The sequence below is a fragment of the Candidatus Pelagibacter communis genome (assembly GCF_001180225.1).
Classification (GTDB): Bacteria; Pseudomonadota; Alphaproteobacteria; order Pelagibacterales; family Pelagibacteraceae; genus Pelagibacter; species Pelagibacter ubique_D.
The window spans coordinates 20,299-35,502 of sequence record NZ_CVST01000034.1 but is presented as its reverse complement, the minus strand read 5'-3'; the positions used below and the strand labels follow the sequence as shown (position 1 = coordinate 35,502).

The 15,204-nt window shown below is 32.1% G+C and carries 17 protein-coding genes; 15 read left to right on the top strand and 2 right to left on the bottom strand.

Annotated elements, in window-relative coordinates:
- From AMN99_RS01900 to AMN99_RS01850, 11 genes are read left to right on the top strand one after another with little or no spacing between them, the layout of a single operon-like run.
- Positions 1-780, top strand: a complete 780-nt coding sequence (locus AMN99_RS01900; protein WP_075506147.1) for an enoyl-CoA hydratase — start codon at positions 1-3, stop codon at positions 778-780.
- Positions 780-1,214, top strand: a complete 435-nt coding sequence (locus AMN99_RS01895) for a CoA-binding protein (protein WP_256998094.1) — start codon at positions 780-782, stop codon at positions 1,212-1,214. Before AMN99_RS01900 ends, AMN99_RS01895 begins: the two co-directional genes overlap by 1 nt.
- 4 nt (positions 1,215-1,218) lie before the next feature.
- Complete coding sequence (locus AMN99_RS01890) at positions 1,219-1,638, top strand: YeeE/YedE family protein (RefSeq protein ID WP_082255135.1); 420 nt, start codon at positions 1,219-1,221, stop codon at positions 1,636-1,638.
- Entirely contained in the window at positions 1,635-2,054 is a 420-nt protein-coding gene (locus tag AMN99_RS01885; protein WP_075506145.1) for a DUF6691 family protein, read from the top strand. Before AMN99_RS01890 ends, AMN99_RS01885 begins: the two co-directional genes overlap by 4 nt.
- Positions 2,055-2,100: 46 nt before the next feature.
- A complete protein-coding gene (locus tag AMN99_RS01880; RefSeq protein ID WP_075506144.1) occupies positions 2,101-3,711 on the top strand; it encodes an MFS transporter in 1,611 nt (536 codons plus the stop codon).
- Positions 3,712-3,757: 46 nt separating this feature from the next.
- On the top strand, positions 3,758-4,327 hold the full coding sequence (locus AMN99_RS01875; RefSeq protein WP_075506143.1) for an NAD(P)H-dependent oxidoreductase: 570 nt from the start codon (positions 3,758-3,760) through the stop codon (positions 4,325-4,327).
- Positions 4,299-4,772, top strand: a complete 474-nt coding sequence (locus AMN99_RS01870) for a DUF4864 domain-containing protein (RefSeq protein ID WP_075506142.1) — start codon at positions 4,299-4,301, stop codon at positions 4,770-4,772. Before AMN99_RS01875 ends, AMN99_RS01870 begins: the two co-directional genes overlap by 29 nt.
- 57 nt (positions 4,773-4,829) lie before the next feature.
- Positions 4,830-7,262, top strand: coding sequence for a GcvT family protein (locus AMN99_RS01865; protein WP_075506141.1), 2,433 nt, complete (start codon positions 4,830-4,832; stop codon positions 7,260-7,262).
- Positions 7,262-8,011 (top strand): electron transfer flavoprotein subunit beta/FixA family protein, encoded by a 750-nt coding sequence (locus tag AMN99_RS01860; protein ID WP_075506140.1) that lies wholly within the window; start codon positions 7,262-7,264, stop codon positions 8,009-8,011. The genes AMN99_RS01865 and AMN99_RS01860 overlap by 1 nt, the downstream gene beginning before the upstream one ends.
- Complete coding sequence (locus AMN99_RS01855; RefSeq protein ID WP_075506139.1) at positions 8,011-8,964, top strand: electron transfer flavoprotein subunit alpha/FixB family protein; 954 nt, start codon at positions 8,011-8,013, stop codon at positions 8,962-8,964. The genes AMN99_RS01860 and AMN99_RS01855 overlap by 1 nt, the downstream gene beginning before the upstream one ends.
- A 23-nt stretch (positions 8,965-8,987) precedes the next feature.
- Positions 8,988-10,607 carry an electron transfer flavoprotein-ubiquinone oxidoreductase gene (locus AMN99_RS01850; protein WP_075506138.1) on the top strand — a complete coding sequence of 540 codons (1,620 nt, stop codon included), beginning with the start codon at positions 8,988-8,990 and terminating at the stop codon, positions 10,605-10,607.
- Between the two features lies 1 nt (position 10,608).
- Here the strand turns inward: AMN99_RS01850 and AMN99_RS01845 are convergent, their stop codons facing one another.
- A complete protein-coding gene (locus AMN99_RS01845; protein ID WP_072090395.1) occupies positions 10,609-10,983 on the bottom strand; it encodes a DUF2237 family protein in 375 nt (124 codons plus the stop codon).
- Positions 10,983-11,450 (bottom strand): phosphoribosyl-AMP cyclohydrolase, encoded by a 468-nt coding sequence (gene hisI / locus AMN99_RS01840; RefSeq protein WP_075506137.1) that lies wholly within the window; start codon positions 11,448-11,450, stop codon positions 10,983-10,985. The genes AMN99_RS01845 and hisI overlap by 1 nt, the downstream gene beginning before the upstream one ends.
- A gap of 76 nt (positions 11,451-11,526) precedes the next feature.
- Here hisI and folE point away from each other — a divergent pair, with 76 nt between their 5' ends.
- The 4 genes from folE (at position 11,527) to AMN99_RS01820 (ending at position 15,184) form a co-directional block, all read left to right on the top strand.
- Complete coding sequence (folE, locus tag AMN99_RS01835) at positions 11,527-12,147, top strand: GTP cyclohydrolase I FolE (RefSeq protein ID WP_075506136.1); 621 nt, start codon at positions 11,527-11,529, stop codon at positions 12,145-12,147.
- A 1-nt stretch (position 12,148) separates the two neighbouring features.
- On the top strand, positions 12,149-13,150 hold the full coding sequence (locus AMN99_RS01830; RefSeq protein ID WP_075506135.1) for an MDR family oxidoreductase: 1,002 nt from the start codon (positions 12,149-12,151) through the stop codon (positions 13,148-13,150).
- Positions 13,150-14,037: a LysR family transcriptional regulator gene (locus AMN99_RS01825; RefSeq protein WP_075506134.1), complete on the top strand. Its 888-nt coding sequence runs from the start codon at positions 13,150-13,152 to the stop codon at positions 14,035-14,037. The genes AMN99_RS01830 and AMN99_RS01825 overlap by 1 nt, the downstream gene beginning before the upstream one ends.
- A 127-nt stretch (positions 14,038-14,164) precedes the next feature.
- Positions 14,165-15,184: an extracellular solute-binding protein gene (locus AMN99_RS01820; protein WP_075506133.1), complete on the top strand. Its 1,020-nt coding sequence runs from the start codon at positions 14,165-14,167 to the stop codon at positions 15,182-15,184.
- The last annotated feature ends 20 nt before the right edge of the window (positions 15,185-15,204 follow it).

Here is a 15,204-nt window from a genome sequence, read left to right as displayed (position 1 = left end):
ATGTCATCTAATATCAAAATTAGAAAAATTAATTCTGAAATTTCATCAATTGTAATTGATGAACCGAAAACATATAATTCTCTCTCATTTAAAAATCTTTCTGATTTATTAAGATCATTAAAAATATTAGATGCTGATAAAAAAATTAAAGTAATAATTATAGAGGGAGCGGGAAAAGGATTTAGTGCTGGCCACAATTTAAAAGAAGTTAGAAGTCTTAAGAAAAGAGAGAAATATCAAAAGTTATTTAATCTTTGTTCAAAGGTTATGTTGCAAATTGTTGAGGGAAAAAAACCAGTTATCGCAAAAGTACATGGTGCAGCTTTTGCAGCAGGCTGTCAGTTGGTTGCAAGTTGCGATTTGGCATATAGTTCAAAAGATTCATTGTTCGCAACACCAGGTGTAAACATTGGTTTATTTTGTAGTACACCGATGGTCGCTGTTAGTAGAAAAATTAATCGTAAACCAATGATGCATATGTTGTTAACAGGAGACCCCATCAAAGCAAATTATGCAAAAGAAATTGGTTTAATAAATGATCATTTTTCTAAATCAAAATTAAATGATGAAGTTTTGAAAGTTGCAAAAAAAATTGCATCGAAATCTAATTTGACAATTAAAATCGGAAAACAGGCTTTTTATAAACAATTAGAAATGCCTTTAAGAAAAGCTTATGCGTACACTAGCAAAATGATGACTGTTAATATGATGGCAATGGATGCAAAAGAAGGTATTTCAGCTTTCTTGGAAAAAAGACATCCTAAATGGAAAGATAAATAGTGAGCGATATAAAAACTATTTTAGAAAACTCAAAATCAATAGCTATGATTGGTGTTAGTAATGATCCAAAAAAACCTTCGACAATTGTTATGAAATATATGCAAGAATATGGTTATAAAGTTTATCCAGTTAACCCATCAGCCAAAGGTAAAAAAATTTTAGGTGAAGAAGTTTATGCTTCGATAACAGAGATTAAAGATCCTATAGACATTGTAGATGTTTTTAGACCTTCTAAAGAAGCCTTTGGCATAGCTGAAGATACAGTAAAAATTGGCGCTAAAGTATTATGGTTACAACTTGGAATAAGAGACGAAAATGCTAAGTCACTTGTAGAAAAAAATAATATAGAATACATAGAAAACAAATGTACTAAGATGGAATACCAAAAATTTTTTTTAAAAATTAGACAGGCTTTTCCAGTTTTAAGTAATTAATATTATGAACATGGTAAATTTTACACCAATTCCGGCCTTTACTGGTGGATTGATCATTGGATTAGCAGTCGTGGTATTTTTTTTATTGAACGGTCGTTTAGTGGGGATTAGTGGTATCGCAAGTAATGCGTTAACAGAGAAAGAAAATAAATTTGATAATTTATTATTTTTGTTAGGTTTAATTATAGCACCATTTATTTACTCTTTATTTTCTAATGGAGGAATTAATATTAGTATTTCTAATTCTTACGTCCTTATGATAGCAGCAGGTTTGTTGGTTGGAATCGGAACACGGATCAGTGGTGGTTGTACAAGTGGACACGGTATAAGTGGTATTGGAAGATTTTCTTTAAGATCAATTATTGCAACAATTACATTTATGATTGTCGGAATTTTAACTGTATTTATAAAAAATTTATTATGAACAAATTAGCTTCCCTTCTTTCAGGTATAATATTTGGTATCGGTTTAGTGATATCTGAAATGGTTAATCCAGCAAAAGTATTAGGCTTTTTAGATTTATTTGGAAATTGGGATCCTTCTCTTGCATTTGTGATGATGGGAGCTTTGGTTGTCTCATCTCCTTTGTTTCATATTATTAAGAAAAAAGAAAAACCACTATTTGTAGAGAAATTTAATTATTCAAATAACAAAACAATTAATAATCAATTAATATTAGGTTCAGCTTTATTTGGTGCTGGTTGGGGGTTAGGAGGATTGTGTCCTGGTCCAGCTATAACATCTGTTGCTTTATTTAATATTTATTCAATAACTTTTGTTGTTTCAATGTTTGTAGGATTTTTCATAGTTAAATCATTCAATTTAAGCTCCCCAAGATAAATTTATATTTTTTCTTAATTATTTATAATGAGTAATAATAATTTTTATGAATAAAGTTTTAAAATTTTTAGACAGCACTTTTTTAGATTTAGGCCGACAATTTAAATGGACTTATTTACCTCCTTTGATGGTTTATGTTGCAGCTGGTATTTCTGGATTAACTGGAATAGTTGGAACTTTTTTTGTTAAAGATTACTTAAATTTATCTGCAGCATTTTTAGCTGGCCTTGGGTTTTGGGCTGGAATTCCATGGGCTTTAAAAATGCCTTTAGGCCATTTGGTAGATCTTATATGGGATAGAAAAAATTATATGGTTTACTTTGGCGCTTCTTTAATCGCTTTAAGTTTGCTGATTATGTATGGACTTATAATTCATACAGAAGACATGTCTGAAATTTTCTCAGTTGAGACTTGGTTTGTGATTAGTGTAATTTTAGCACCTGTTGGTTATGTAATTCAAGATGTTGTTGCTGATGCTATGACTGTTGAAGCTGTCCCTCTAACTGATGAGAATGGAAATGATTACAGTAAAGATCAAGTTAAAATTATGCATACAACAATGCAAACCCTTGGTCGTTTTTCAATTATTGGAGGTACTGTTTTAGTTGCGTTGGTGAATGTAATTTTATTTAGAGATGTAGATAGCCTAGAACAGGCTGCTAAAATTGCTCTATACGGTAAAATTTATTTGTATGCGTTAGTTATTCCAGTTGTTTCAATTTTAGGTGTATTTTTAGCAAAATATTTAAGGAATAAGAAAATTCAAAATTTAAAATCTAAAGGACTTGAATTTAAAGAAGAAAGAGGAACTGAGAAAACTAAAATTAATTGGTGGATCCTTGGAGGAAGCTTAATTTTTGTTATTTTCACTTTATCTGTTGGATCCTTCAAAATTCCCTTTGCACAAGAAATTGTTTTCATTGGTTCAGTCATTATAATTTTATTTTTGATGTTTAAACTCATCAAAGAGTTGCCAGAGAATTTAAGGTTAACAATTGTTGGTACTGCAGTAATTATATTTATATTTAGAGCAATGCCAGGGCCCGGTCCTGGTCTAACGTGGTTTGAAATTGATGAACTTGGTTTTAATGAACAATTTTTTTCAATTTTGTCTTTACTAGCATCAATTTTAACATTGGCTGGAATTGTTTTGTTGAGACCATTTATGGCCAATAACTCAATTGCAAAAATTATTGTTGTATTAAGTATAGCTGGTGCGATTTTATTTTTACCAAGTGTTGGAATGTATTATGGATTTCATAATTGGACCGCTTCAATAACAGGTGGTGTAGTTGATGCTAAATTTATAGCGATACTTAATACAGCTTTAGAGTCTCCATTGGGTCAGGTATCAATGATTCCTTTATTAGCTTGGATTGCAAAAAATGCTCCTTCACATCTTAAAGCAACTTTTTTTGCAGTTTTTGCTTCTTTTACAAATTTGGCTCTTTCAGCAAGTGCTTTAGGAACAAAATATTTAAATCAAATTTTTACAGTTACTAGAGAAGTAAAAGATAAAGTTTCAGGTGAAATTCAAACTACTGCTGATTACTCAGAGCTTGGGATATTGTTAATTGTTGTAACTTTACTAACACTTATTCTGCCTATTTTATTTGTCTATATAATTAACAATAGCAAGTACAAAACCTCAGAATAAACAATAATTTTATAGTTTTTTTGATTTTTTTTGTTAATTAAAAATCATGAAAAAAATTTTCCTAGTTTACGGTCATTATAATGACAATTCATTTAACGCAGCTATTAAAAATGAATTTATCAAACAATCAGAATTAAAAGGTAATAAAGTTGATGTTGTAGATTTATACAAAGAAAAATTTGATCCTGTATTTGCTGGAGAAGACCCAAGTGCTGAAGTCTTAGATCATCGTAAGAGGATAGAAGAGTGTGATACAATTGTATTAGTTGCGCCAATATGGAATTTTAGAATGCCAGCTATTGTTGAAGGGTGGATTGATAAAGTATTGGCACCACCATGGGCATTTAGATTTAAGCAACTAGTTGGAAACTATGGTTATCCAATTGGTAATTTAAGAAAAAAGAAAGCCGTAATTTTTTGTACATATGGTTCACCGAGACTAGCTATCACTACATTTTTTTTAAATTTACCCATTAGAAGATTGAAAAGAGGGGTATTTCATATGTGTGGCATATATAACATTACCTATCGAAGATATTTTGCAGTACCTTTTGTAAGCGACTCAAAAAGACAAGAGTTCTTAGAAGATGTTAGAAAAACTGCAAATAATATTTAGCACTTTATTAATTCTATTATTAACTACTGTTTATTCATATTCAGAGTTGATAAACCCAAGCAAAAATATTTCTCCAAAAGAAGTTGTTGAAATTCAACTTAATGGTCTCAAACAAAATGATTTAGAATATAAAGACAGAGGGATAGAGCAAACCTGGACCTTTGCTCACCCAAACAATAAAAGAGTAACAGGTCCCCTAGGTAATTTTAAGCGAATGATCAAAGGAGCCTCCTATAAAATGATGATTAATCATCTAAGCCACACTATCACAGAGCTTGGCAGTAGTGACAAATGGGCCCAATTTGAGGTCATCATTTTAGATAAGGACAAAATTTATCACAAGTTCAATTGGCAGGTTGAAAAATATACAGACGAAGGAGTTTTAAAAGATTGCTGGTTGACCACAATGGTCTCAAGTCCAATTCCACTCGGCAGCTCAATTTGATTATCCACAGATACATTTTTGTTTCGTTACTAATAAAAATTTAGTAGGAATCACGAAATGAAAACAAAAACTAAAGTCGTAGTAGTTGGTGGTGGAGTAGTTGGTGTCAGTGCTCTTTATCATTTAGCAAAAAAAGGTTGGTCTGATGTAGTTCTTGTTGAGAGAAAAGAATTAACCTCAGGTTCAACTTGGCATGCAGCAGGTTTATTGCCATTATTTAATATGAGTTACTCTGTAGGTCAGCTACATAAATATGCGGTAAATCTTTATAAAACTTTAGAAGAAGAAACTGGAAAAAATGTTGGCTTTAGCGTTGTTTCAAATATTCGTTTGGCAAGTACAAAAGATAGAATGGATGAGTACCACCAGTACGCAGGTGTCGCTCGAACGATTGGAGTAGATGTAAAGTTTTTAACTCCACAACAAGTAAAAGAAATTTGGCCTCTATGTCATACAGATGATTTAGTTGGAGCAATTCAACACCCAGAAGATGGATACATCCAACCTGCAGATTTAACACAAGCTTTAGCTACTGGTGCAAGAAATAGGGGAGCAGAGATTTATAGAAACACAACTGTTCTATCAATGAGACAAACAAAAGATGGATGGATTGTTGAAACAGATAAAGGATCAATAGAGTGTGAACATGTAATTTCTTGTTCTGGAAATTTTGCAAGACAAACTGGTGAAATGGTTGGATTAGATATTCCAGTTATTCCTGTTGAACATCAATATATCGTGACTGAACCTCATCCTTTAATTCAACAAAGAAAAAAAGAAGGTTTACCAGAAATGGGAGTCTTAAGAGATAGTGATAGTAGATGGTATATGAGAGAAGAAGCAGGTGGATTAATTTTAGGACCTTATGAAGATGGTGCACCGGCATGTTATGTAGAAGGACCATCAAAGAATTCTGAATACGAATTATTTCAAGAAGATTTAGATAGATTAGCTCCACATATCGAAGGAGCAATACATAGAGTTCCGGCCTTCGGAGAAGTTGGAGTTAAGAAAGTTTATAATGGAGCAATTTGTTATACACCTGATGGAAATCCAATTGTTGGACCTGCTTGGGGACTTAAGAATTTTTGGATTAATGAAGGTCATAGTTTTGGAATAACTGCAGCAGGTGGTGCTGGTTGGCAACTTGCTGAATGGATTGTAGATGGTGAACCAACAATTGATATGTTGGGTGTTGAGCCAAGACGATATGGAAACTATGCAACAAAATCTTATTTGAAGGCTAAAAATGAAGAAGCTTATAGTCATGTATTTATAGTTCACTATCCCGATGAAGAAAGACCTGCAGCAAGACCTTTAAGAACAGCTCCGTGTTACGAAAGAATGAAAAATTTAGGAGCAGTTTTTGGACAAAAATTTGGATGGGAAAGACCTAACTTTTTTGCAACAGATGGAATGGAACAAAAGGATGATTGGTCGTTTAGAAGATCAAAATGGTTTGATGCAATTAAAAAGGAATGTGAAAACGTAAAAGAAAATGTTGGTCTTTTAGATATGACTGCCTTTGCAAAATGCAGAATAAGAGGACCTAAAGCAGAAGAGTTTTTAGACTATTTAGTTGCAAATAAGCTTCCAAAAAAGATTGGAAGAATAAATCTATGCCACGCATTAAATACCAAAGGTGGTGTGCATTCAGAATTTACAATTATGAAAGAAGCTGAGAATAGTTATTACTTGGTATCGGCTGGAGCAAATTTAAGATTAGATCATGATTGGATTCAAAAATGGATGCCAGATGATGGATCTGTAATTTTTGAAGATTTAACAAATAGCACAGGTGTCTTGGTAGTTGCTGGCCCTAAAGCAAGACAACTAATGCAAAAAGTTTCAACAGATGATTTTTCTAATGAAAACTTTAAATGGCTTACAGCAAAAAATGTGAATGTAGGATATGCACCAGTTAATGCCATGAGAGTAAATTTTGTTGGTGAACTTGGATGGGAACTTCATCATCCAATCGAGTATCAAAATCATATTTTTGATAAATTAATGGAAGCTGGTAAAGATTTAGGAATTAAACCATTCGGTATTAGAGCAATGAATAGTTTAAGAGTAGAAAAATCTTACAAGTTGGTTGGAACAGAATTGTCGATTGAATATTCTCCATACGAGTCAGGACTAGATAGATTTATTCATCCAAATAAAGGAAACTTTATTGGTTTAGAAGCACTTAATAAATGGAGAGAAAAAGGTTTTGATAATAAATTAGTAACTTTAGAAGTTCACAATACTAAAGATGCTGATGTTTTAGGAAATAATCCTATATTTAAAGATGGTAAAGTGGTTGGAAGAGCAACAGGTGGTGAGTTTGGATTTAGATTAGATAAGTCAATAGCTCTTGCAATGGTAAAACCTGATTGTTCTAATGTGGGCGACAAATTACAAGTTGATATATTGGGTGAAATGTATGACGCTACCGTTTTAGATGAAAGTCCATACGATTCAGAAAATAATTTGTTGAGAGCTTAATGAAAATCTTAGTAGCAGTAAAAAGAGTTATTGATTACAACGTTCAAATCAGAGTTAAAGAGGATGGCACTGGTGTAGTTACAGACAATGTAAAAATGTCAACTAATCCACCAGATGATAATGCAATCGAAGAAGCAGTAAAAATTAAAGAAGCAGGAAAGGCAACTGAAGTGGTTGCAATAACTGTAGGTGAAGAAAAAGCTCAAGAAACTGTTAGAAAGGCTTTAGCAGTTGGAGCAGATAGAGGAATTCATGTGAAAGCAGATGGAATACTAGAGCCATTAGCTGTTTCAAAAATTTTACAAAAAGTTGTTGAAAAAGAAAAACCAGATTTAGTTTTTATGGGAAAACAAGCAATTGATGATGATTGTAATCAAACAGGTCAAATGTTGAGTGCATTATTAAATTGGCCACAAGCAACTTTTGCATCAAAGATTGATGTAAAAGATAATAAACTAGAAGTTACTAGAGAAATAGATGAGGGACTTGAAACAATTGAAATAAATGTTCCTGCTATTGTAACTTGTGATTTAAGATTAAATGAACCAAGATACGCTTCTCTTCCAAACATTATGAAGGCGAAGAAAAAACCAATTGAAGAAATTTCTGCATCTGATCTAGGTATTGATACTTCTCCAAGAGTAGAGCAAATTAAAGTAGAAGAGCCACCAAAAAGAAAAGCGGGTATTAAAGTGGCTAATGTAGCAGAATTAGTTCAAAAATTAAAAAATGAGGCAAAGGTAATATAATGGCAGTTTTACTTATAGCAGAGCATAATAATAAAGAGTTAAGACCATTTACATTAAATGCGGCTACAGCTGCTTCACAAATTGATAGTGAAGTTCATGCTGTGATAATTGGAAATGATAGTGCAGAGGCATCAAAACAATTATCAGAACTTCCAGTAATTAAAAAAGTATTAAGCGTTGAAGCACCACACTATGAAAATTTCACTGCAGAAAATTTTGCTCCGGTTGTGGTTAAGTTAGCAGAAAATTATTCTCATATCATTTGTTCAGCAAATACATTTGGTAAAAATTTAATGCCAAGAATTGCAGCTCATCTTGATACCTCACAAGTTAGTGACATTATAAAAGTAATATCATCTGATACTTTTGTTAGACCAATTTATGCTGGGAATGCTTTTGCAACAGTTAAAAGTAATGATGCAAAAAAATGTGTAACTATTAGACCAACTTCATTTGAACCTTGTGAAAGCTCAGGAGGCTCAGCACCAATTGAGAAAATTGATGCTGGTGAAGAATTTTCAAATACAAAATTTATAAAAAGAGAAGAAATTAAATCTGATAGACCTGAACTTGGTACAGCTAGAATTGTTGTATCAGGTGGAAGAGGAATGCAAAGTGGAGATAACTTTAAATTAATTACTGAAATTGCTGATAAGCTTGGAGCAGCTATTGGAGCATCAAGAGCCGCAGTTGATGCAGGTTATATAAGCAATGACCATCAAGTTGGGCAAACCGGAAAAGTTGTTGTACCGGATTTATACATAGCTGTTGGAATATCAGGAGCAATTCAGCATTTAGCAGGCATGAAAGAAAGTAAAGTTATAGTTGCAATTAATAAAGATGGTGAGGCCCCAATTTTCAGCGTTGCTGATTATGGTCTTGAAGCAGATCTCTTTGAAGCTTTGCCTCAGTTCATGGAAGAGCTGAACAAATTAAACACTATACAAAAATAATCCTTACAGTTAAAAATTAGATTATGTCTAGAGAATCTATGGAATATGATGTTGTAATCATTGGTGGTGGCCCATCAGGATTAGCGACTGCAATTAAATTAAAACAATTAGATTCAAATTTGAATGTTTGTTTGCTTGAAAAAGCTTCAGAAATAGGAGCTCATATTTTGAGTGGGAATGTTTTTGAAACAAGAGCTCTAGATGAGTTATTACCTAATTGGAGAGAACTTAACTCGCCAATTAAAACAAAAGTAACAAAAGAAAAATTTTTATTTTTAGGAAAAACAAAATCTTTAAGTTGGCCAACTTGGCTTTTGCCAGCAGTTCAACAAAATCATAAAAATTATATTATCAGTTTAGCTAACTTATGTAGATGGTTAGCTGAACAAGCAGAAGCTTTGGGTGTAGAAATTTTTCCAGGTTTCCCAGCAAGTGAAATTTTATACAACGATGACGGTTCTGTTAAAGGAGTAGCTACCCAAGATATGGGTATAGATAAAGAGGGCAACAAAAAAGATAGTTTTGAACCAGGCATTGAGCTTTTAGGAAAAGTAACAGTATTTGCTGAAGGTTGCAGAGGTCATCTGGGAAAACAATTAATTCAAAAATTTGAACTGAGTAAAGGAAAAGATCCCCAGCAATATGGAATTGGTTTTAAGGAAATTTGGGAAATAGAGGAAAAAAATCATGAAGAAGGACTAGTAATGCATACAGCTGGATGGCCACTTGACAACAATACTTACGGTGGAAGCTTTATGTATCACGCTGAAAATAAACAAGTGTTTTTAGGCTATGTAATAGGATTGGATTACAAAAATCCACATTTATCTCCATATGATGAATTTCAAAGATTTAAAACTCATCCAGCAATTAAAAAAATAATAGAGGGAGGAAAAAGAATTTCATATGGCGCAAGAGCATTAATCGAAGGAGGATTTCAAAGTTTACCTAAAATGTTTATGCCAGGTGCATTATTAGTAGGATGTGATGCCGGTACATTAAATATGCCTAAAATTAAAGGCTCTCATACCGCAATGAAAAGTGGAATGATAGCAGCTGAAACTATTAATGAACACTTAAAAGAAAATAAAGATTTATCTAATTATGAAGATAAATTTAAAAAAAGTTGGTTATATAAAGAATTATTTGAAGCTCGAAATGTAAAACCTAGTTTTAGTTGGGGACTAATTTTGGGGATTATCTTTACAGGTATTGATCAAATTTTGTTCAGAGGAAAACTTCCGTTCACTCTTAAACATAAACATGCAGATCATGAAACATTAAAACCTGCAAGTCAAATGCCCAAAATTGATTATCCAAAGTACGATAATGTAATAACTTTTGATAAAACTAGTTCAGTTTATCTTACAGGAACTAACCATGCTGACAATCAACCTGTCCACTTACAACTTAAAGATCCTGATTTACCAATCAAATACACTTTAGAAAAATTTGATGAACCTGCACAAAGATATTGTCCTGCTGGAGTATACGAAGTGCAGAAAGAAAATGATGTTAATAAGTTTGTAATTAATTCGCAAAATTGTATTCACTGTAAAACTTGCGATATTAAAGAACCTTCACAAAACATAAATTGGGTGACACCAGAAGGTGGTGGTGGACCAAGATATGGAAATATGTAAATTAGGACAAATCTATTGCAAACTTTTTTAAAGTTTCAATAGGTACATATTTAAGAGTGTTTTCGTGGGTTCTTTTTAGAAATATTGGACATCCTTTACCAGCTTCAACTGCTCTTGCATACCAACTAGCACACAAACACCATCCATCTCCATCTTTTAAACCTGGAAACCCAAATTCAGGATGTGGAGTAATTAAATCGTTACCTGCTTCTTTCATCCACTCTAAGCATTCGGTAGTAACTTTAGCACAAACTGTATGAAGTCCATGATCATTCTCGTCAGTGTTACAACAACCATCACGAAACCAACCTGTTAATGGATCATTGGAGCATTCTTCTAGATCTTCGCCTAGAACATTTTTTTGTTTTTCACTCATTAAATCTTAGTAGGATTTGGTTGTCCTTTATAAACTTCTTCAGGATCAAATTTTTTTTCTTTTTCAAGAAATTCCATTTCTACTTTACGTCCATTATCAATTGGTCCCATAGGAATAGATCTATAAAAGCATGATCTGTATCCAACATGGCAACTAGCACCGTCTCCTATATCAACTGTTAACCAAATTGAGTCTTGATCATCATCAATTCTGATTTCAGTTACTTTTTGAGTAAAGCCACTTGTTTTACCTTTGTGCCAGATTGCTTTTCTAGATCTGCTAAAGTAGTGAGCTTCTTTGGTTTCAATTGTTTTTTTTAATGCTTCAACATTCATATAGCCGTGCATTAAAATATCTTTGGTTTTTGAACACATTGTAATGACAGGTATTAAGCCATCATTATCAAATTTTGGTGAAAGAAGATTTCCTTCCTCGATATCGTAGATATTTTCTCTTTTTTTGAACATAGAATGTGATTATGTAGCACATATCTAGATATAATAAATATTTTAAAATCAGGTAATTACTGTATAAAAAGGCGCTATGAAATTAGTAAAAGACACTGACAACAAGTTAAATGAAAATAAGCAAGTTTCAGACAAAGATGCTGAAGAAGCTTTTAAAACAATTTTAACATGGATGGGTGAAGACCCAAATAGAGAAGGTTTATTAGAAACTCCAAAAAGAGTTGTTAAAGCATTTAAAGAATATTTTAAAGGTTACAAAGAAGATCCAGATAAAATTTTAGATAAAACTTTTGGTGATGTAGAGGGATATGATGACATGGTTGTCCAGAAAAATATTTCTGTGCAAAGTCATTGCGAACATCACATGGCACCAATTATTGGAAAAGCTCATGTTGCTTATATTCCAAAAGAAAGAGTTGTAGGTTTAAGTAAACTTGCAAGAGTAGTTGAAGTATTTTCTAAAAGACTTCAAACTCAAGAAAGACTTACAATGCAAATTGCAAATACTTTAATGGAATCATTAGATGCAAAAGGTGTTGCAGTAACAATAGATTCAACTCATCAGTGTATGACTATGAGAGGAATTAAAAAAGAACAAGCAACTACGGTAACAAATTATTATTTAGGTCAATTCAAAGAAGATTTAAGTTTTCAAAATAGATATTTACGATTTATTAGCACTACGCTAAAAGATTAAAGTGTCTGATCAATTCAAAGCAATAGTTCTTAATCAAGAAGGTGAAAATTTTTCTAGAGAAGTAAAATCTTTAGATAGAGGTTTTTTAAAACATGGAGATGTAACTGTTCAGGTAGAATATTCTGATTTAAATTTTAAAGATGGAATGATTCTAAAGAATGGTGGAAGACTAGTAAAAGAGTATCCGCACATACCAGGAATAGATTTTTCAGGAAAAGTAATTGAAAGTGAAAATTCAAAATTTAAATCAGGTGACGAAGTAATATTAACTGGTTTTAGAGTTGGAGAAGTGTTTTTTGGTGGTTATTCTCAAATAGCAAAAGTCAATGCAGATTTCCTAGTAAAAAAACCTGATAACTTAAGCAGCAAGCAGGCAATGATTTTAGGTACTGCAGGCTTAACTTCTTTAATGAGTGCTTTTGCAATTCAAGCAAGAGAAAGTATTTTGCTTGGAGAAAAAGTAAATGATGTTTTGGTAACAGGAGCAACTGGAGGCGTTGGCAGTGTTGCAATAATGGTTTTAACAAAATTAGGATACAATGTAACTGCAGTATCTGGAAAAGAAAGTAAGTCAGATTATTTAAAATCTTTAGGAGCAAAAAACATTATAAATAGAGCTGAATTTGATAAAGACCCAAGACCAATAGATAAAGGTTTATGGGATGGAGTGGTAGACACTGTTGGAGGGAAAATTTTAGCAAACGCAATTGCACAAACAAAGCCTAATGGAATTATAGCTGTATGTGGAAATGCTAACAGTAATGAACTTAACACCAATTTACTTCCTTTTATGTTGCGAGGTATTAAGGTTTGGGGAATGGATTCTGCAAATTGCAGTATAAAAAGAAGAGAATTTATGTGGGGTGAAGCATCAAAATTAATTGATTTTGAATTGCTTGAAAAATCAGTTTTAACTGTAGGTCTAGAGGAGTTAATTGAAACTTATCCAAAAATTTTAAAAGGTGAAATTTCTGGAAGAGTATTGGTGGATGTAAATAAATAATGGATTGGGATAAATTAAAAATTTTTCATGCAGTCGCAGAAGCTGGAAGTTTTACAAATGCCACTGTAAATTTAAACCTTAGCCAATCTGCAATTAGTAGACAGATACAGTCCCTAGAACAAGATTTGAAAGTACAACTATTTGAAAGACATGCAAGAGGATTAACACTTACAGAAAACGGTGAATATGTTTTTAAAACTGCACATGAAGTAATAAGTAAATTAAAAGAAGTTGAAACTTCTTTAGGTGATCAGAAGAATAAACCAACAGGAAAATTAACTATAACAACAGTAAGAAGTTTTGGTACTCACTGGTTAACGCCTAGAATTCAAGAATTTATGAGACTTAATCCAGAGATTGAGATTGAATTAGTCTTTGATGATAAAGAATTAGATTTAAGTACAAGACAGGCTGATATTGGAATTTTCATGAGAAGGCCAAAACAGCTTAATTATATTCAAAAAAAGCTAGTTGATATTAAATATTATATATATGGATCAAATAAGTACTTAGAAAAAAATGGAATGCCAAAAACAATAAATGATCTAAATAAACATAAATTTATTTCGTTTGGAAAAGGAGCACCTTCTCCAGTTTATAATCCAGATTGGGCATTAAAAATTGGAATGCATGATGGTAAAAAAAGAAAATCAATCATGAAGGTAAATAGTGTAATGGGTCTTTTGTTAGCTGTAGAATCTGGGGTAGGATTGGCGGCACTTCCTGAATATTTAGTAACAAATTCAAACAACGTAATTAAAGTACTTCCGAAAGTAGAAGGGCCTATAACAGAAGCACACTTTGTATATCCTCAGTCATTAAAAAATACTGCTAGAGTTCAAGCATTTAGAAATTTCTTATTTAGCAAAATCGGCGACTGGAAATAAAAATTTCCTACATTTAGCAATTGTAAAAAAAATTATTGATATATGCGTCAATATATGCGATTGATAATCATTCGCATTGAGAATAATTCTCATTCGCAAATAAATTAGGGTAAAGAAAAAAATAAAAATGAAAAAAATAACATTATTAGCATTAATTTTATTTTTCTTTGCCAAAATGAGCTTAGCTGGTGAAGTAAATGTTTTTAGTGCAAGACATTACGACTCTGACATTCAGTTGTATGAAAAGTTTACTAATAAAACAGGTATAAAAGTTAACGTAGTTTCAGGCAAAGACAAAGCGTTACAAAAAAGAATTACTGAAGAAGGAAAAGATTCTAAAGCTGATTTATATATTACAGCAGATGCCGGAAGACTAGGTGCATTTGACGAAAAAGGAATGTTTCAGAACTCTATGTCAGCGCAGATTAAAGCTTTAGTGCCAGCAAACTTTAGATCTGATAATTGGACAGGTATCGCTAAAAGAGCAAGAATTATTTATTATTCACCAGAAAGAGTAAGTTCAGAAGATTTAAAAGGGATAACTTATGAAAGTTTGTCAGATTCAAAGTGGAAAGGGAAAATTGTAATTAGAAAATCTAATAATATTTACAATCAATCTCTTGTTGCATCATTAATTAAAAATAATGGTAAAGAACAAACTTTAGAATGGGCAAAAAAATTAGTTTCAAATTTTGCAAGAAATCCTAAAGGAAATGATAGAGCTCAAATTTTAGCTGTTGCCGCTGGTGAAGCTGATTTAGCTATAGCAAACACTTATTATTATGCTTTGATGTTATCTGGTCAAAAAGGAGAAGATCAAAAAGAAGCTGCTCAAAAGGTATTACCTTATTTCCCAAATCAAAATGATAGAGGGACACATATGAACATAAGTGGTGGAGGTATTTTAAAAAATTCTCCTAATCCTGAAAATGCAAAAAAATTACTAGAATTTCTTTTAACAAAGGAAGCGCAACAACATATGGTAAACAATACATTTGAATATCCAATGATAGAAGGTGTTGAACCACACCATCTTATAAAAAAAATGGGTGAAAATTTTAAACAGGATTTAAAAACAAAAGTTGGAGACTATAAAAAAAATCAGGCTGATGCGTTAGAGGTAATGTTGATGTCTGGTTGGAAATAAAAGAGGTTAACACTAAGTAC

Bases quoted from the DNA above. Each gene is read 5' to 3' on its own strand.
- AMN99_RS01900 (WP_075506147.1), top strand. From the start codon at position 1: ATGTCATCTAATATCAAAATTAGAAAAATTAATTCTGAAATTTCATCA.
- AMN99_RS01890 (WP_082255135.1), top strand. From the start codon at position 1,219: ATGAACATGGTAAATTTTACACCAATTCCGGCCTTTACTGGTGGATTG.
- AMN99_RS01885 (WP_075506145.1), top strand. From the start codon at position 1,635: ATGAACAAATTAGCTTCCCTTCTTTCAGGTATAATATTTGGTATCGGT.
- AMN99_RS01880 (WP_075506144.1), top strand. From the start codon at position 2,101: ATGAATAAAGTTTTAAAATTTTTAGACAGCACTTTTTTAGATTTAGGC.
- AMN99_RS01875 (WP_075506143.1), top strand. From the start codon at position 3,758: ATGAAAAAAATTTTCCTAGTTTACGGTCATTATAATGACAATTCATTT.
- AMN99_RS01870 (WP_075506142.1), top strand. From the start codon at position 4,299: ATGTTAGAAAAACTGCAAATAATATTTAGCACTTTATTAATTCTATTA.
- AMN99_RS01865 (WP_075506141.1), top strand. From the start codon at position 4,830: ATGAAAACAAAAACTAAAGTCGTAGTAGTTGGTGGTGGAGTAGTTGGT.
- AMN99_RS01860 (WP_075506140.1), top strand. From the start codon at position 7,262: ATGAAAATCTTAGTAGCAGTAAAAAGAGTTATTGATTACAACGTTCAA.
- AMN99_RS01855 (WP_075506139.1), top strand. From the start codon at position 8,011: ATGGCAGTTTTACTTATAGCAGAGCATAATAATAAAGAGTTAAGACCA.
- AMN99_RS01850 (WP_075506138.1), top strand. From the start codon at position 8,988: ATGTCTAGAGAATCTATGGAATATGATGTTGTAATCATTGGTGGTGGC.
- AMN99_RS01845 (WP_072090395.1), bottom strand. From the start codon at position 10,983: ATGAGTGAAAAACAAAAAAATGTTCTAGGCGAAGATCTAGAAGAATGC.
- hisI (WP_075506137.1), bottom strand. From the start codon at position 11,450: ATGTTCAAAAAAAGAGAAAATATCTACGATATCGAGGAAGGAAATCTT.
- folE (WP_075506136.1), top strand. From the start codon at position 11,527: ATGAAATTAGTAAAAGACACTGACAACAAGTTAAATGAAAATAAGCAA.
- AMN99_RS01825 (WP_075506134.1), top strand. From the start codon at position 13,150: ATGGATTGGGATAAATTAAAAATTTTTCATGCAGTCGCAGAAGCTGGA.
- AMN99_RS01820 (WP_075506133.1), top strand. From the start codon at position 14,165: ATGAAAAAAATAACATTATTAGCATTAATTTTATTTTTCTTTGCCAAA.